The sequence below is a fragment of the Actinomadura nitritigenes genome, assembly GCF_017573545.1.
GTDB classification, from domain to species: Bacteria; Actinomycetota; Actinomycetes; order Streptosporangiales; family Streptosporangiaceae; genus Spirillospora; species Spirillospora nitritigenes.
In genome coordinates this window covers 249,746-265,950 of the sequence record NZ_JAGEOK010000001.1, presented here as the reverse complement: position 1 = coordinate 265,950, position 16,205 = coordinate 249,746, and the positions used below count along the sequence as shown (strand labels likewise).

The 16,205-nt window shown below is 73.7% G+C and carries 17 protein-coding genes; 6 read left to right on the top strand and 11 right to left on the bottom strand.

Annotated elements, in window-relative coordinates:
* Positions 1–14: 14 nt before the first annotated feature.
* Together J4557_RS01000 and J4557_RS00995 are read right to left on the bottom strand one after the other, a co-directional pair.
* Positions 15–1,598: an Hsp70 family protein gene (locus tag J4557_RS01000; RefSeq protein WP_208264379.1), complete on the bottom strand. Its 1,584-nt coding sequence runs from the start codon at positions 1,596–1,598 to the stop codon at positions 15–17.
* A gap of 7 nt (positions 1,599–1,605) precedes the next feature.
* Entirely contained in the window at positions 1,606–2,418 is an 813-nt protein-coding gene (locus J4557_RS00995; RefSeq protein WP_307799256.1) for a nucleotide exchange factor GrpE, read from the bottom strand.
* Between the two features lie 179 nt (positions 2,419–2,597).
* Here J4557_RS00995 and J4557_RS00990 point away from each other — a divergent pair, with 179 nt between their 5' ends.
* Both J4557_RS00990 and J4557_RS00985 read left to right on the top strand, forming a co-directional pair.
* The gene (locus J4557_RS00990) at positions 2,598–3,236 is read left to right on the top strand and encodes an ACT domain-containing protein (protein WP_208264378.1); all 639 of its coding nucleotides are present in this window, start codon (positions 2,598–2,600) and stop codon (positions 3,234–3,236) included.
* Positions 3,237–3,311: 75 nt separating this feature from the next.
* Complete coding sequence (locus J4557_RS00985; protein WP_208264377.1) at positions 3,312–4,853, top strand: AMP-binding protein; 1,542 nt, start codon at positions 3,312–3,314, stop codon at positions 4,851–4,853.
* A 195-nt stretch (positions 4,854–5,048) separates the two neighbouring features.
* Here J4557_RS00985 and J4557_RS00980 read toward each other — a convergent pair whose 3' ends face one another.
* Positions 5,049–5,966: a carbohydrate kinase family protein gene (locus J4557_RS00980; RefSeq protein WP_208264376.1), complete on the bottom strand. Its 918-nt coding sequence runs from the start codon at positions 5,964–5,966 to the stop codon at positions 5,049–5,051.
* Positions 5,967–6,039: 73 nt separating this feature from the next.
* Here J4557_RS00980 and J4557_RS00975 point away from each other — a divergent pair, with 73 nt between their 5' ends.
* Positions 6,040–6,684, top strand: a complete 645-nt coding sequence (locus J4557_RS00975; RefSeq protein WP_208264375.1) for a class II aldolase/adducin family protein — start codon at positions 6,040–6,042, stop codon at positions 6,682–6,684.
* 33 nt (positions 6,685–6,717) lie between these two features.
* Positions 6,718–7,521: an enoyl-CoA hydratase gene (locus J4557_RS00970; protein WP_208264374.1), complete on the top strand. Its 804-nt coding sequence runs from the start codon at positions 6,718–6,720 to the stop codon at positions 7,519–7,521.
* Here the strand turns inward: J4557_RS00970 and J4557_RS00965 are convergent.
* The gene (locus J4557_RS00965; protein WP_208264373.1) at positions 7,511–8,644 is read right to left on the bottom strand and encodes a hypothetical protein; all 1,134 of its coding nucleotides are present in this window, start codon (positions 8,642–8,644) and stop codon (positions 7,511–7,513) included. The two genes, J4557_RS00970 and J4557_RS00965, sit on opposite strands and share 11 nt — an antisense overlap.
* A 112-nt stretch (positions 8,645–8,756) precedes the next feature.
* Here J4557_RS00965 and J4557_RS00960 point away from each other — a divergent pair, with 112 nt between their 5' ends.
* Complete coding sequence (locus J4557_RS00960) at positions 8,757–9,191, top strand: TIGR03668 family PPOX class F420-dependent oxidoreductase (RefSeq protein ID WP_208264372.1); 435 nt, start codon at positions 8,757–8,759, stop codon at positions 9,189–9,191.
* On the opposite strand, the gene J4557_RS00955 is transcribed toward J4557_RS00960, so the two are convergent.
* From J4557_RS00955 to J4557_RS00945, 3 genes are all read right to left on the bottom strand, one after another.
* The gene (locus J4557_RS00955) at positions 9,188–9,988 is read right to left on the bottom strand and encodes an alpha/beta fold hydrolase (protein ID WP_208264371.1); all 801 of its coding nucleotides are present in this window, start codon (positions 9,986–9,988) and stop codon (positions 9,188–9,190) included. The two genes, J4557_RS00960 and J4557_RS00955, sit on opposite strands and share 4 nt — an antisense overlap.
* A gap of 106 nt (positions 9,989–10,094) precedes the next feature.
* On the bottom strand, positions 10,095–11,093 hold the full coding sequence (locus J4557_RS00950) for an ADP-ribosylglycohydrolase family protein (RefSeq protein WP_243775081.1): 999 nt from the start codon (positions 11,091–11,093) through the stop codon (positions 10,095–10,097).
* Between the two features lie 15 nt (positions 11,094–11,108).
* A complete protein-coding gene (locus J4557_RS00945) occupies positions 11,109–11,915 on the bottom strand; it encodes a helix-turn-helix transcriptional regulator (protein ID WP_307799253.1) in 807 nt (268 codons plus the stop codon).
* 84 nt (positions 11,916–11,999) lie between these two features.
* Between J4557_RS00945 and J4557_RS00940 the strand changes: the two genes are divergently transcribed.
* Positions 12,000–12,410: a DUF2000 family protein gene (locus J4557_RS00940; RefSeq protein WP_208264369.1), complete on the top strand. Its 411-nt coding sequence runs from the start codon at positions 12,000–12,002 to the stop codon at positions 12,408–12,410.
* Here the strand turns inward: J4557_RS00940 and J4557_RS00935 are convergent.
* The 4 genes from J4557_RS00935 to sbnA all read right to left on the bottom strand — a co-directional run bounded on the left by J4557_RS00935 (position 12,394) and on the right by sbnA (position 15,964).
* Positions 12,394–13,485, bottom strand: coding sequence for an acyl-CoA dehydrogenase family protein (locus tag J4557_RS00935; RefSeq protein WP_208264368.1), 1,092 nt, complete (start codon positions 13,483–13,485; stop codon positions 12,394–12,396). The genes J4557_RS00940 and J4557_RS00935 overlap by 17 nt on opposite strands.
* A 108-nt stretch (positions 13,486–13,593) precedes the next feature.
* The gene (locus J4557_RS00930) at positions 13,594–13,836 is read right to left on the bottom strand and encodes a hypothetical protein (protein WP_208264367.1); all 243 of its coding nucleotides are present in this window, start codon (positions 13,834–13,836) and stop codon (positions 13,594–13,596) included.
* Positions 13,837–13,907: 71 nt separating this feature from the next.
* Positions 13,908–14,933 carry a 2,3-diaminopropionate biosynthesis protein SbnB gene (gene sbnB / locus J4557_RS00925; RefSeq protein WP_208264366.1) on the bottom strand — a complete coding sequence of 342 codons (1,026 nt, stop codon included), beginning with the start codon at positions 14,931–14,933 and terminating at the stop codon, positions 13,908–13,910.
* 41 nt (positions 14,934–14,974) lie between these two features.
* Positions 14,975–15,964: a 2,3-diaminopropionate biosynthesis protein SbnA gene (gene sbnA, locus J4557_RS00920; protein ID WP_208264365.1), complete on the bottom strand. Its 990-nt coding sequence runs from the start codon at positions 15,962–15,964 to the stop codon at positions 14,975–14,977.
* Positions 15,965–16,205 lie beyond the last annotated feature (241 nt).

Below are 16,205 nucleotides of genomic sequence, written 5' to 3'. Positions count from 1 at the left end.
CGGCGCGCCGGCCCTCAGCTCACCTGGACCCGGGAGAGGGCCTTGCGGGAGCGCTCGACCTCCTCCTCCGACATCCCCCCGACGTCCACCTTCAGCTCCAGCCGCTCGCCGGACTCCTTCTCCACGGCCGTCACGTTGAGCAGCCCGGACGAGTCGAGCGCGAACGTCACGCCGATCGGCCAGCCCGCCTTCTTGCCCGGCGGGACGCGGATCTCCCCGGTCGCGATCTCGGTGTTGTCGATCAGCTCCGCGGACTCGACGCTGCCCGCCTGCTCCATCACCCGGACGTCGGCGGAGGTCTGGTCGTCGTAGACGGTGAAGAAGTCCTCGGTGCGGGCCGCCGGCAGCTCGTCGTTGGCGTGCACCAGGTGCGCGACGTGCTCGGCGCCGGAGTCGCGGTCGACGACCACGATCCCGAACGCGTGCGAGGCGACCGTGCGGATCTGCCGCCCGGCGATCTGCTTCTGCTGCTCGGCCGAGAGCCCGGCCCGGCTCGCCATCTCCTCGGCGCGCTCGGCGGCGCCCTCCCGCATCAGCCGCCGGTAGGTCTCCTCGAACGCGTACAGCGCGGCGCCCTTGGCGACCGCGAGGTCCGGGTCCTGCAGGCGCGGCTTCAGCCCCAGCTCGGTCTCCAGCCGCGCCGCCACCACCGGCATCTTCGTCGACCCGCCGACCAGCACCAGGTCGTCGTAGTCGTGCACGCCCTTCTCCGCGGCCGTCGACAGCGTCCGCCCGGTGATCTCCACGGTGCGGTCGAGGAGGTCCGTGGTCAGCTCCTCCAGCCTCTCCCGCGTCACCTCGATCGTCGCGACCCGCCCGGCGTGCATCACCCGGACGGTGTGCGCGGTGCGGGTGGTGAGCGCCTTCTTGGCGTCCTCGGCGTCGCGGCGCAGCTGCTGCTCGGTCTGCTTGTCGTCGAGGGGGTCGCCCGCGTCGGGGTGCTCGGCGCGGAACCGCTCCGCCAGGTACTCCACCAGCCGCGCGTCCCAGTCGGCGCCGCCCAGCTCGTGGTCGCCGTCGGTGCAGATCACCTCGATGTGCCCGGAGCGCAGCGCGATGACGGTCGTGTCGAACGTGCCGCCGCCGAGGTCGTAGACCAGGATCGTGCGGTCGGCGTCGGGGTTCAGCACGCCGTAGGTGATCGCGGCGGCGATCGGCTCGGACACGATGTCGATGACGTTCAGCCCGGCGATCCGGCCCGCCTTGCGGGTCGCGTCGCGCTCGGCCGCGCCGAAGTACGCCGGGACGGTGATGACGACGTCGCGGGCCTCCTCGCCGGTCGTCGTCCGCGCGTCCGTCGCGAGCTTCAGCAGGATGAACGCCGACAGCTCCTCGGGGGTGAAGTCGATCCCGTGGATCGGGCGGGTCACGTCCCGGCCCATGTCGCGCTTGATCAGGCTGACGACGTTGTCGGGCTCCAGCACCGCGGTGTCCTTCGCGGTGGCGCCGACGACGACGTTCTCGCCGCTCTCGAAGTACACCACGGACGGCGTGGTGTCGGTGCCCTCCAGGTTCCGCAGGACCGCCGGCCGCCCCACGTCGTCGATGGAGGCAATGCAGGAGTACGTGGTTCCCAGGTCGATCCCGTAGACAGCCATGTCCCTCTCACCCATCGGTGCCGAGTCGGTTGTTCGTCGTCTCGCCGCGGCCGGCCGCGCGGGGGCGTCCCGACCCGGCCCTGACGGCGGGCGCGGCGCCGCGCGCGGTGCCGTCCGCGGCCTCGTCCGGGGCGCCGCCCGCCGCCCTCCCCTCCAGGCGCGCGCCTTCCCTCGCGTTCGTGGTGCCGTTCGCGGGCCGGTCGAGCCGGCCGACGCTGACCGCCGCCTTGCGCAGCACCTTGCCGCCCTGCTCGAAGCCGTCCGCCTGCACGCCGGTCACCAGGCCGTCGCGGCCCGCGTCGGCGACCGGGGTGACGGCGACGGGCCGGTGCCGGGACGCGTCGTACGGCTCCCCGGGGCGCGCGCTGAACCGCTCGACGCCGAGCCGGGCCAGCGCGTCGGCGACGTCGTCGGCGACGGCGGTGAACAGCCCGGCGGTGCGGACCGGGTCGGGCGGATCGCCGGCGCCCGCCTCCGCCAGCCGGCCGGCCTCGCGGCGGGCCTGGTCGTGCAGCCGGTACAGCGCCGCCCGGACGGGCTCCAGCATCGCCTGCAGCTCGCCGCGCCGCAGCCGCTGGTTCTCCTCGTGCAGCCGGTCGATGACCGCCTCCCGGTGCGCGGCGCGCTCATGCTCGCGGTCCAGCCGCGCGGTCAGCCCCGCCAGGGCCTCCCTGATCTCGGCCTCGAAGGCGGCGCGGCCGTCCCCGGCGCCCCCCGGCGCGGCCTCGGCGGGAGCGGACGCGCCGTCCGTCGCCGGCGCGGCGCCGTCCATGCCGGATCCGGCCCCGTCGTTGACTGTGCGATCCCCGTCGCTCGACACGTGCAGTCACCTTAATGATGAGGCGGCAGAGGCGATAGGTCTGCTGTTGACCTTCATTGGACTCTAGTTTGACGCCTGCCCGCCGTTCCAGCACCGACTTCTTCGCGTCGACACGAATGGGTAACACGTGGGAAACGAGTCTCCGGGAAGCTGGGGGCACACGGAAGAAGGAGGTGGCGATGTTGCTGCGGATCCGCGTCCGGCTGCCCGACCGCCCGGGCTCGCTGGGCCAGGTGGCGCGGACGCTGGGCGCCGCGGGCGCCGACGTCGCGCAGATGGCTGTACTGGAACGCGACAACGGGCGGGCCCTGGACGACTTCACCGTCACCTGGCCCGCGGGCGCGGGCGTCGAGCGGCTGCGCGACGGGCTCGGCTCGGTGAACGGCGTGGAGATCGTCGGCATCTGGCCGACCGTCGAGCCGCAGGGCGCCTTCCCCGACGCCGCCGTGATCGGCCAGGTCGCGGCGGTGCCCGAGCGCGGCGCGGCGACGCTGGCCGACGCGGTGCCGGGCATCCTCAGCGCCGACTGGGCGGGGATCGCGGAGGTGGGGGAGCAGGACTCGGCGGTGCTGGTGCACGCCAGCATCGGCGGGCTGACCGGCAGCGAGCTGCCGGTGCTGCCGCCGCTGCGCCCGCGCGCCCTCACCGGCACGGACGGCACGGAGTACGCCGTCTGCCCGCTGTCGGCGGGGCGCGCCGCGCTGGTCGTCGCGCGGAAGGGGGCGCCGCCGTTCCACCGGACGGAGGTGCTCCGGCTGGAGCAGCTGGTCATCGCGGCGGAGGCGGTGCTGGCCACCGATCTCGTCCGGACGTCGTGATCCGCCCCTGGTCAACGCCGCCGGGATGGTTCTAGAGTCGGATTCTAGGATTTGTCCCGTTCCAGGAGGCGACCGATGGCCGAACTGCTCCGCCCGCACGCCGACGCCCGTCCGGACGAGCCCGCGCTGACCGACGAGCGCGGCACCACCACCTGGCGCGAGCTGGACGCCAGGACCGACCGGCTGGCGAACGCGCTGCGCGGCCTGGGGCTGGCCACCGGGGACGTGATCGCGATCCACTCCGGCAACCGGCGCGAGTTCTTCGAGGCGATGTGCGCGGCCGGCCACATCGGCCTGCGCTACGTGCTGGTCAACTGGCACTGGACCGCCGACGAGCTGCGCTACGTCCTCCAGGACGCCGGGGCCCGCGTGCTGTTCACCGAGGACGCCTTCGCCGGCGTCGCGCGCGAGGCGTCCGCCGGCCTCGGGCTCACCGCGCGCGTCGTGTTCGGCGAGCCGGCCGGCGGCTTCACCCCGTACGAGGAGTTCCTCGCGACGGGCGCCGAGGAGGAGATCGCCGACCCGTCCACGGGGCTGCCGATGTTCTACACGTCCGGCACCACCGGCCGTCCCAAGGGCGTCACCCGCAAGCTCACCGCCGCGGGCGGCCCGATCGAGAACGCGCGGCTGCTCGGCGACCTGATGGCGGGCGTCCTGCGGATCCCGGAGAACGGCCGCACGCTGCTCGTCGGGCCCGTGTACCACTCGGCGCAGTGGCTGTGGTCGCACGTCTTCCTGCTCGCCGGGCGGTCGGTGGTGATGCGCCGCGGCTTCGACGCCGCCGAGACGCTGCGGCTCGTCGACGAGCACGCGATCACCAACGTGCACCTGGTCCCGACCCAGTTCGTCCGGCTGCTGCGGCTGGACGAGGCGACCCGCAAGGCGTTCGACGGCGCCTCCCTGAAGGCCGTCTGGCACGGCGCCGCGCCGTGCTCCCCGGACGTCAAGCGCCGGATGATCGACTGGTTCGGCCCGATCGTGCACGAGTACTACGGCTCCACCGAGGCGTCGGTGAACAGCGTCATCACCGCGTCCGAGTGGCTGGAGCGGCCCGGCAGCGTCGGCCGCCCGCTGCCCACCACCGAGGTGCACGTCCTGCGCGAGGACGGCGAGCCCGCCGCGCCGGGGGAGCGCGGCCAGATCTGGTTCCGCTACGCCAGCGGCGACGACGTGGAGTACTGGGGCGACGAGGAGAAGACCCGCTCGGTGCACCGCGCCGACGGCCTCTTCACCACCGGCGACGCCGGATACCTGGACGAGGACGGCTACCTCTTCCTCGCCGACCGGGTCATCGACATGATCATCAGCGGCGGGGTGAACATCTACCCGGCCGAGATCGAGGGCGTGCTGATCACCCATCCGGCGGTCCGCGACGTCGCGGTGTTCGGCGTCCCGGACGAGGAGTTCGGCGAGCAGGTGAAGGCCGCCGTCGAGCTCGCCGACGGCGCCGAGCCGTCCGCCGCCCTCGCGGACGAGCTGATCGGGCACGTCCGCGCGTCGCTCGCCGGCTACAAGGCGCCGCGCTCGGTCGACTTCGTCGACGCGATGCCGCGCACCCCCACCGGCAAGCTCTACAAGCGCCTCCTCCGCGACCCCTACTGGCAGGACGCCCGCTGAGCATTCGATGAATGCCTCAGCCCGCGCCCGGCCACGCTCCCACCCCAAGCGCTGCGATCGCGAGCGAAGCCGAGTTCGAGCGTGCGAGAACCCGATCGCGCAGCGAGCCCCCGGGCGAGCCGGAGCGATGCAGCGATCGCCGCAGTGCCCGTTGAAGGGAGGGCGCCCAGCGCCCGACCGCCGAGGGCAGTGCAATCAAAGCAGCGCGAGGACGGAGTCGAGGCCGGTGAGGCCGGCGTCGGAGCCGAGGCCCTGGGCGACGGTCGCGGCGGCGGCGGTGCCCCAGCGGGCCGACTCCAGGACGTCCCGGCCCTGGCCCAGGCCGGTGATGAACCCGGCGCAGTACGCGTCGCCGCAGCCGGTGGTGTCGACGACCTCGACGGGCAGGGCGGGCAGCCGGTGCGCGCCGCCGGCGGTCGCGACGAGGCTGCCCTCCGCGCCGAGCGTCACGACGACCGAGGAGGGCCCCTCGGCGAGCAGGGCGCGCGCGGCCTTCTCCGGGTCGTCCTCGCCGGTCATCGCCGCGGCCTGCTCCTCGTTGGGCAGGAAGTGGTCGACGTGCGGGAGGAACGCGGCGGCGCCCCGGACCAGGTCGGGCATGTTGGACAGCAGGTCCATCGTGACGACGGTCCCGGACGCGCGGGCCGCGTCGAGCGCCGCGAAGAACTCCGGGTCGTTCAGCCCGAACGTGACGTCGGGGCCGCCGAGGTGGACGGCGCCGGCGGCGGCGAGCAGGCCGGGCTCGACCGCGCCCGCGGTGAGGGTGAGGTTCGCGCCGGGGACGTGGAAGCTCGGCCGGCCGCCGTCCGGGCGGATCGGCAGGATCGACGCGCTGGTCTGCTCGGCGGTGCGGCGGACGAGCCCGGTGACGTCCACCCCGTTCCGGTTCATGATCGTGACGAGCAGGTCGCCGAGGTCGTCGTCGCCGATCGCGCCGACCGAGACGACGCGGTTGCCGAGCCGGGCGAGCGCGACCGCGGTCCCGGCGGCGGCGCCGGCGGCGGTCACCCGGATCTGGTCGACGACCACGGTGTCCTGGCCGCCGGGGATGCCCTCGACGGGGCGGGCCAGCACGTCCAGGATGTGCGCTCCGACCGTGACCACAGTTGCCATGCCGGGTTCTCCCTCGTGATCGTCAGGGCCGTAGCGTACGACGGGCAGGGCCGAGAACGTGAGAGGGATTCGCATGTTGCTGGAGGACGAGCGGCGCGCGCTGTGCGCGGTGGGCCGCAGGCTGGCCGAGACGGGCCTGGTGACCGGCGCGTCGGGCAACGTCAGCGTACGGTCGGGGGACCTGGTCGCGGTGACGCCGGGCGGGATGATGCTCGACCGGATGCGGCCGGAGGACTGCCCGGTCGTGAACCTGGACGCCCGGCTCGTGGACGGCGACCGGGCGCCGTCGTCGGAGACGCCGATGCATCTCGCGCTGTACGGGGGGACGCCCGCGGCGGCGATCGTCCACACCCATTCGACCTACGGCGCCGTCGTCGCGACGACGATGACCGAGCTGCCGCCGATCCACTACAACACGCTGCTGCTGGGCGGCGTGGTGAAGGTCGCCGAGTACGCCACCTACGGGACGCCGGAGCTGGCCGAGAACGTGCGGGCCGCGATGGCGGGCGGCAAGCGCGCCGCGCTGATGGCCAACCACGGCGGCGTCACGATCGGCCGCGACCTGGACGAGGCGTTCGAGAACGCGCGGCTGCTGGAATGGCTGTGCGGCGTCTACGTCCGGGCCAGGACGATCGGGGAGCCCCGGATCCTGACGGACGAGCAGCTGGCGAAGGTGGTCGAGCGGGGGCTCACGCCGCCGGAGTTCCCGCCTGTGTAACCTAGCGCTTGCTAGGCGACCCGGGAGGTCCCGTTGCCCTTCGTCCTGATCGACAAGCCGCGCCCGCACGTCACGCTCATCACCCTCAACCGGCCCGAGCGGATGAACGCGATGGCGTTCGACGTCATGGTGCCCTTCCGCGAGGCCCTCGACGAGGTGAGCCGCGACAACGACACCCGCGCCGTCGTCATCACCGGCGCCGGGCGCGGCTTCTGCTCGGGCGCCGACCTGGAGTCGCCCGGCGCGCTCCCCGGCATCGACGGGCTGACCCTGTCGACGATCGCGCTGCGCTCGATGGAGCTGCTGGACGACGTCGTCCGTGCGATGCGCCGCGTCCACCAGCCGGTGATCGCGGCGATCAACGGGCCGGCGATCGGCGGCGGGATGTGCCTGAGCCTGGCCGCCGACATCCGCCTCGCGGCCGAGACCGCGCTGTTCCGCGCCGCCGGGATCAACAACGGGCTGACCGCGAGCGAGCTCGGCCTCAGCTACCTGCTGCCGCGCGCGATCGGCGCGTCCCGCGCGTTCGAGATCATGCTGTCCGGCCGGGACGTGGACGCCGCCGAGGCCGAGCGGATCGGGCTGGTCTCCCGCACCGTCCCCGGCGACAAGCTGCTGGACGCCTGCTACGACCTCGCCGAGCGGATCGCCGGGTTCAGCCGCCCCGGCGTCGAGCTGACCAAGCGGTCGCTGTGGTCCGGGCTGGACGCGTCGAGCCTCGACGCGCACATGGGCCAGGAGGGCCTCGGGCAGCTGTACGTCCGGCTCACCACGCAGAACTTCGACGAGGCGATCGCGGCGCGCAGGCAGAACCGCCCGCCGGACTTCAGGGACTGACCTCCGGCGCGGCGGCCCGGACGGCGGCGTCCCCCGGAAGGACGGTGTCTCCCGGAAGGGCGGTGTCCCCCGGGAGAGCGGCGGCGCAGCGGGGCCGGGTCCGCCGCTGGTACGACAGCGCGGCGGCGCCGAGCGCGACCCCGTAGACGCCGAACGCGCCGATCCCGCACGCGGCGACCGTCCACCCGGACCATCCGCTGATGAGCCCGTCGTGCGGGAGGTCCCGGACGCCGGCGGCGATCGGCAGCAGGTAGGCGAGCGCGCCCACGACCCCGTACGGGCCGAGCGTCGCGGCGCCGAGCCACGCCGGGACGAGCGGGAGCCAGCGCGGCACCCGGCGGCCCGCGAGCGGCGGGGCCCAGCGCGGGAACACCTGCCCCCAGCGGTGCGTCAGCCCGAGCAGCAGGAAGATCCCCGCGAGCGCCGACAGCGTGGTGAAGTCCAGTCCGTACCTCTCCAGCGTCAGCACCGGCCCGGACGCGCCGTTGCGGCGGAACTCCGCGACGACCTCGTCGCCCGGGATCCCCGCGAACGTCCCGCCGAACGCCCACGTCGTCTTCATCGCCATGTACGGGACGAACGCCAGCGCGCCCGCGTACGCCGCCCGGCGGACGCCGCGCGGCGCGTCCGTCACCGGCGCCGGGGCCTTCGCGGCCCCCGTCGCGGCGTGCACGAGACCGCAGCGCGCGCACATCCCCTCGGTCCGGCGGCGGAACGCCGCGGCCGCTCCCGCGAACAGGGCCGCGCCGACCGCGCAGGACGCCTCGACGCCGAACACCCGCCAGTCGTCCACCGTCCCGGTGAACAGCAACTGGAGCGCGCTCATGACGATCCCGAACGTCCCCGCGCCCGCCACCGCGCAGGCCGCCCAGAGCCCCGCGAGCGGCCAGCCGCGCGGCATGAGCCGCCCGACGTCCCGGACGCTCGCCACCGCCATGATCCCGCCGGCCAGCAGGACCGCCCCGATCGGCCAGGCCGCCGCATGCGCGCCCCGCACGTCCCGCAGCGGGTAACCGGCCGTCCCTCCGGCGGCCCAGTAGAGGGTCGGCGCCGCCGCGGCCGCCGCCCACGCGCCGGCCGCGTACCCGGCCCACGCGGGCCACCGTCTGAAGATCGTTTCCACGGGTCCGAGCCTTCCGGACCGCGCCCCGCCGGTCCTCCCGCCCGGGAGCGATCCGCCTCGCCCGCGCGGGGGAGCCTGCGAACCGCGGCCGCGCCGTGACAGGCTGCCTCCCGTGCCCAAGCTCTCACCGGACGACGCGCGCCGGCTGCTCGCGAGCGTCCCCGTGGCGCGGCTCGCGACCGTCGGGGAGGACGGCCGCCCGCACCTGGTCCCCGTCACGTTCGCCGTGCACCGCGGGTCGGTCTACACCGCGGTCGACCACAAGCCGAAGAGCACGCGGGACCTGCGGCGGCTGGCCAACGTCCGCGCCAACCCGCGCGTCGCGCTGCTCGCCGACCACTACGAGGACGACTGGGACCGGCTCTGGTGGGTCCGCGTCGACGGCCACGCCGCCGTCGTCGAGGACGACGCGCGCCGCGCCGAGCCCGTCCGGCTCCTCGCAGCGCGCTACGCCCAGTACCGGGACCGCCCGCCCGAGGGCCCGGTCATCGCGATCACCATCGACGCCTGGACGGGCTGGACCGCCGCGCCTCCGCGGGAGGACTAGAGGCCGGCGTCGAACGTGCGGACGGCCTCGGTGACCTCGGCGGGGAACTCCACGTGCGGGTGGTGCCCGGCGCCGTCCAGCATGACGACCTTCCCGTCCAGCCGCCCGGCGACCCACTCGGCCTCGGCGGCCGGGTCGGGCCAGTCGATGTCGGCGGTGCCCATGATGACCAGGACGGGGGCGGTGACCTTGTCCAGCCGCGCCTCGGCCTCGTCGTGCGACATGCCCATGTAGGAGGCGATGACCTTGCCGCGCCCCGGCTCCTTGAAGTTGGCCTTGAGCAGGGCCGCGTGCTCGTCGAAGTCGGCGGGGCGCTTCGGCTCCCACTTGGGGTAGTACGACATGTACAGCGGCAGCGCCAGACCGGGGATCCGGAAGAGCCCCATCGTCAGCTTCATCGCCAGACCCGCCTGGGCGTTGCGGACGAACGGCGCCGCCAGGACCAGGCCCCTGACGAGCTCGGGCGCCTCGGCGGCGGCGTAGACGGCCGCCGCGGCCCCGTTCGAGCAGCCGTAGACCAGGGCCGGTCCGGCGTCCAGGTGCCGCAGCAGCGCCATCAGGTCGTGCGCCAGCGGCGTGCTGCCGTACTCCGGCCAGGCGGCGCTGCTGTCGCCCATCCCGCGCTGGTCGACGGTGACGACCCGGTATCCGGCCTCGAGCAGCCGCGGCCTGAGGAACCGGAACTGCGACCGCAGGTCGAGCATGGACGGCAGGCACACGATGAGCGGCCCGTCGCCCTCGTCGTCGTAGGCGAGGCGCCCGCCGGGAAGGTCGAGGTACTGCGTCTGGTCGCTCATGGCGCGCTCCGGTTCATCGGTGTAGCCCTATGGCTAATGATATTAGCTTTCGGCGGGCGGGAGGTCAAGGGCGCTCCCGGGGAGCCCCCCGCGCCGCCGCCCGGCGCTAGTCCCAGGCGCTCCCGAGCCGGGCCAGCTCGGCCGCGTACTCGATCCGCCCGGCCCACGCGGCCGGCCAGGCGTCCATGCCGAGGTGCGCGCCCGCGAACGCGCCCGCCAGGCACGCGATCGAGTCGGAGTCGCCGGAGCTCGCCGCGCCGCGCCGGATCGCCGCGACGGGCTCGTCCGGGAACAGCAGGAAGCACAGCAGCCCGGTGGCGAGCGCCTCCTCCGCGCACCAGCCCGCACCGGTGATCTCGCACGGGTCGGACGCGCGGTCGCCCCGCGCGAGGGCCTCGTCCAGCCGGTCGAGGACGTCCAGGCACTCGTCCCAGCCCCGCGCGATGAACGTCTCGGGCGAGTCCATGCCGGGCCGCTGCCACAGCGTGCCGAGCCATCGCTCGTGGTAGACGGACCGCTGCTCGTGGGAGCGGGCGCGCAGCGCGACGGGCAGGTCGGCGGGCGCCGTGCCGTCGGCGAGCAGGCGGACGGCGAACGCGGTCAGCTCGCTCGCCGCCAGCCCCGTCGGATGCCCGTGCGTCATCGCCGCCTGCAGCTGGGCCGCGCCCGCGCGCGTCTCGTCCGTCAGGCCCGGCGCGAGCCCGACCGGCGCCACGCGCATGTTCGCGCCGCAGCCCTTGGAGCCCGCGACGGTCGCCTCCACCCACGGCCGCCCGGCCGCCAGGCCCCGGCAGGCCTGAAGGCACGTGTTGCCCGGAGCGCGGTTGTTGTCGGGGCTGTTCAGCCAGTCCACGAACCGCCGCCGCCACATCGGCGCGACCAGGTCGGGGGTGAACGGCGGGTTCGCCAGCGCGTCCAGGAGGGCGAGGCCGACCGCGATCGCCATCTGCGTGTCGTCGGTGACGAGGGCGGGATCGCCCTCCGGCTCCGCCGGGCCCAGCTCACCGAAACGCCGGCCGATCTGCTTCATCGTGAGGAACTCGGTGGGCGCACCCAGTGCGTCCCCGTACGCCAGTCCGAACATCGCTCCGCTCGCCCGCATCATGGGCGACATTGTTCCTCAATCGCCGCAGGCAGCTCGAAATCTCCCCGGCGTCATCGCGTAGCAGCGGACGAACCACCGCGTCAGATGGCTCTGGTCGGCGAACCCCGTCGCCGCCGCGACCTCCCCGATCGGCTCGCCGCGCGCCAGCCGGACCCGCGCCGCGCGCAGCCGCAGCTGCCGCTGGTAGTCGCTCGGCGCCATCCCGTACGCGCGGCGGAACGCCCGGTACAGCGCGAACCTGCTGCACCCCGCCGCCTCCGCCAGCTCGTCCGCCCCGATGTCGTCCAGGCAGCGCTCCTCCAGGCGGCGCCGGGCCCGCGCGGCGGCACCGGACGACGGCCCGACGCGCAGCCGCCCGGACGCGGCGCGGTTCACCATCGCGCCGACCGCCGCGGTGAGCAGCTCGTCCCGGCGCAGCGCCGTGGCGCCGCCGAGCAGCGCGCCGTGCAGGGCCCGCAGGTTCCGGGCGAGGACGGGATCGCCGACCACCGGGGCGTCGAACAGCGGGAGCCCCGCCGGACGCCCCCCGATGTCGGCCAGCACCCCCGCCACCAGCTCCGGGCCGATGTGCACGATCCGGTAGGTGAAGCCCAGCGCGTCCGCCGGGCGTCCGTCGTGCGGGTCGTCCGGGTTGAACGCGATGACCATCCCGGCGGCGCTCGTGTGCGCGCCGCCCCGGCACCTGAACGCCTGGTAGCCGTCCTCGGTGACGCCGAACGAGTACGTCTCGTGGCTGTGCCGGTGGTAGGCGTGCCGCTCGAAGTGCGCGTGCATCGCCTCCAGCGGGCGGTCGGGCGACCGCCAGTACCTGCTCCAGTCCACGCCCCCAGTCTGGCCCGCCTCCGGACCGGCCCGGCGCACGAGCGTCCAAGACCGCCGCCCGCCCGCCGCGCCAGCCTGGACGGCATGCGCTTCGACACCAAGATCGGCATCGTGGTCCGCGACGACCTGGCGGCCTGGCAGCGGCTCAACGTCACCGCGTTCCTGGCGAGCGCGGTGGCCGGGGGAGTGCCCGGAGTCGTCGGCGACCCCTACGAGGACGCCTCCGGCAACGCCTACCTCGCGATGTTCCGCCAGCCCGTCCTCGTCTACGAGGCCGGCGCCGGGGCGATCAAGGCCGCCCACGCGCGGGCCCTCGCACGCGGCATGGACGTCGCCGTCTACATCGAGGACATGTTCAAGACCGGCCACGACGAGGCCAACCGCGCCACCGTCCGCGCCGTCACCGCCGAGGACATGCCGCTCGTCGGGTTCGCCGTCCACGGGCCGAAGAACGGCGTGGACAAGGCCCTGAAGGGGCTCAGGCTGCACCCGTGATGCCGGCGAGCGCGGCGAGCCGCTCCCGGTGCGCGTCCGGTGACCCGAACAGCTGCCGCGACGACTGCGCCCGCTTGAAGTACAGGTGCGCGTCGTGCTCCCAGGTGAACCCGATGCCGCCGTGCAGCTGGATCGCCTCGCCCGCCGTGTGGAAGAACGCGTCCGAGCAGTACGCCTTCGCCAGCGCCGCCGCGCGCGGCAGCTCCTCCGGGCCCTCGTCGGCGGCGGCCGCCGCGTTCAGCACCGCCGACCGCGCGGACTCCACCAGCACGAACATGTCCGCGCACCGGTGCTTGACCGCCTGGAACGACCCGATCGGGCGGCCGAACTGGTGCCGCACCTTCGCGTACTCGACCGTCATGTCCAGCGTCCGCTGCGCGCCGCCGAGCTGCTCGGCCGCCAGCACCACCGCCGCGATGTCCAGGGCGCGCCGGATCGCGTCCGCGCCGCCGACCTCGCGCGCCGGGGTCCCGTCGAACGCGATCCGGGCGAGCTTGCGCGTCTGGTCGAGCGTCGGCATGGACGTCCTGGTCATGCCCTCGGCACCGGCGTCCACCGCGTAGAGCCCGACGCCGTCCTCGCCCTTCGCCGCCACGAGCACGAGCCCGGCGACGCAGCCGTCGAGCACGAAGCTCTTGGTGCCGCGCAGGACGCCGTCCTCGAACCGCGTCTCCACTGCGTCGAGGTCCCAGCTTCCGCGGTCCTCCGCGATCGCGAGCGTGGCGATGGTCGAACCGTCCGCGATGCCGGGCAGCAGGTCGTGCCCGCCGTCCCCGGCCCGCAGCGCCTCCCCCGCGGTGATCGTGGCGAGGAACGGCGCGCACACGACCGCCCGCCCCATCTCCTCGAACACCACGGCCAGCTCGCGGACGCCGAAGCCGGCGCCGCCGTGCTCCTCGGGGATCGCCAGGCCCTGCAGCCCGAGCTGCTCCGCCATCTGCGCCCACATCTTCGGGTCGTAGCCCTCGGCCGTCTCCATCAGCCGCCGCACCTCGGCGGACGGCGACCGGTCGGCGAAGAACCGCCGCAGCGCGTCGCGCAGCTCCCGCTGTTCCTCGGTGACGACGAGCTCCATCCGGCGGCCTCCCTGACCCGACACGTGCACGGCAGCAGCCCATCCTCTCGCAGCCGCCCCGCTCGGCCCGCCCCGCTCCCGCTCACCGGGACCCCGCCCGCTCGCCGGTCACGCGTCCCAGTCGTGCGGGCCCAGGACGTAGCCCTTCGGGGTGGAGTGCAGGTGGTTGATCGACACCAGGTGGCCCAGCGCGGCCCAGAGGTCCTCTTCGGGCGCCTCCATCAGCCGCTCGATCGTCTCGAAGTCGGCCGCCCTGCCCTCGAGGTCGATCTCCGCCACGGTCTCGTACACCGCCAGCTCGAAGTCGCTCAGCTCCTGAACGTCCCCGCGCGGATCGTCTCGCTCGTCCATGGCGAGAACGTGCCCGCTCCCGCCCCTCCTATCCACCCGGCCGGGACGAGCCCGACCCTCCGGGGCGCGGGTCAGCCGTAGCGCTTCATCTCGTGGAAGAAGCCGGGGATCGTGTGCAGGTCCCCGGCGGCGGTGACCTGGTCGTGGACGTACTTGGCGACGGCCAGGTCGAGGACGCCGAGGCCGAACGGGGAGAAGACCACCGGCTTGTCGGCGGGCGGGGTGGTGGCGCCGGTGAGGACGTCGTAGAGGGTGCCGGCGACGAAGTCGCGGTTGCCGACCTTCTGCTCGGCCAGGTGCGGCGACGTGTTGGCCTTCATGCAGTGCTCGACGTCGTCCACGACGTTGTACGCGGACAGGATGATCTCGGGGGAGAGGTCCCGCAGCGAGACGTGCAGCACGAGCGGGTCGTGCGCGAACCAGGCCGGGTCGGTGACGTGCGGCTCGCCCGCGACGGTGGCGAAGACGATCAGGTCGGACGAGCGGATCAGCGACTCGGCGGAGTCGTGGACGGTGACCGTGCCCTTCTCGGAGCGTTCGAGGTAGCCCTTGAAGCCCTCGGCGTGCTCGGCGGACAGGTCGTGGATCCCGAGCTCGTCGAACGCGAAGCCGTTGCCCGCCAGGTAGGTGTGGATGTACCGGGCGATGAGGCCGACGCCGATGAAGCCGACCCGGCGGGGCCGGTCGCCGCGCCGGTCGGCGAGGGTCGCGGCGGCGAGGGACGCCGACGCGGCGGTCCGCGCGGCGGAGATGATGGAGCTCTCCAGGCACGCGAACGGGTAGCCGGTCTCGGCGTCGTTGAGGATCAGCACGGCGGACGCGCGGGGGATGCCGTTCGCGACGTTGCCGGGGAAGCTGGAGATCCACTTGATGCCGTGCACGTCCACGTCGCCCTTGACGGAGGCGGGCAGCGCGATGATCCGGTCGGACGGCCGGTCCGGGAACCGCAGGAAGTAGGAGTCGGGGTTGACGGTGCGGCCCTCGCCGTGCAGCCGGTAGGCGGCCTCGACCATGCCGATGACCTGCTCCTCGCGCCCGGCGATCGCGTCGTGGACCTGGGCGCCGGAGATCACGGCGAACGTGGGGGCCTGCGTCATGGGGGGGAACTCCATGTCCTTTTCGTGGTGCTCTGGGATGATCAGACGCCGAGAATACCGGCGGCCGGGAGATCGAGCCCCGGGAGCAGTTCGCCGAAGTGCTCGCCGAGCCAGCTCTCGTCGTAAAGGGAGTCGAGGTAGCGTTCGCCGAGGTCGGGCGCGATGGCGACGGCGACGGGCTGCTCGCCGGGGTACTTGGCGTCCAGCCAGCGGGACGCGCCGGACACCACGGTGCCGGTGGAGCCGCCGAACAGGAACCCGCGCGAGGACAGCGCGTGCACGGTGCGGATCGTGTCGGGCTCGGCGACGTGCACGACGTCGTCGATGTAGGACTCGTCGACGAGCGCGGGCCTGGCGCTGGTGCCGAGGCCGGGCACCATCCGCCGCTCGGGGATGCCGCCGAAGGTGACCGAGCCGACCGCGTCGACCGCCACGATCGTGACGGGCCGGCGGTGCTCGCGGAAGTAGCGGGCGCAGCCCATGAGGGTGCCGGTGGTGCCCGCCCCGACGAAGAGGACCTCCAGGTCGGGGAACTGCCTGTCGATCGCCGGGGCGGTCCCACGGTAGTGGGCGAGCCAGTTGTTGCGGTTGGCGTACTGGTTCAGCCAGACGTACCCGTCGCCGGACGCGCACAGCTCCTGGACGTACTTGATGCGGCCGCCGAGGTAGCCGCCGTTGGCGTCCTTGTCGGCGACGACGCGGACCTCCGCGCCGAGCGCGCGCATGACCTTGACCGAGGCGGGGTTGCAGCGCGGGTCGGTGACGCAGACGAACCGCAGGCCGCGGTCGGCGGCGATCAGGCTGAGCGCGATGCCGAGGTTGCCGGAGGACGACTCGACGATCGTCGAGCCGGGGGCGAGCACGCCCTCGCGTTCGGCGGCCTCCACCATCGCGGCGGCGGCCTTCAGTTTCACCGAGCCGGCGAAATTGAATCCCTCGCATTTGAGGAAGAGCGGGCGGTCGATGACGGAGCGTAGGTCGACGTAAAGGTCGTCGACATTGAAATCCTGCGGCGAGGTGATTATCGGCACGCTGTCACCCTTGAATGAAGAAACAATTCCCTCATCTTCCCCCGAGTACGCCGCGGGCCTCACGCCAGACCATGGCGGAGCCTCACCGTACCTTCGGGCATGTTCGGTCGCAACCCCCGATTACCTGCGAGTAGGGTCCAATCCACGGAATCCGGAGCGGCGCCGACCGGAGCCGGACATAAGCTATGACCTCCACTTCTTTTGCCGATGACGGTGGAGAAGAACGACATCACGGAGAGTG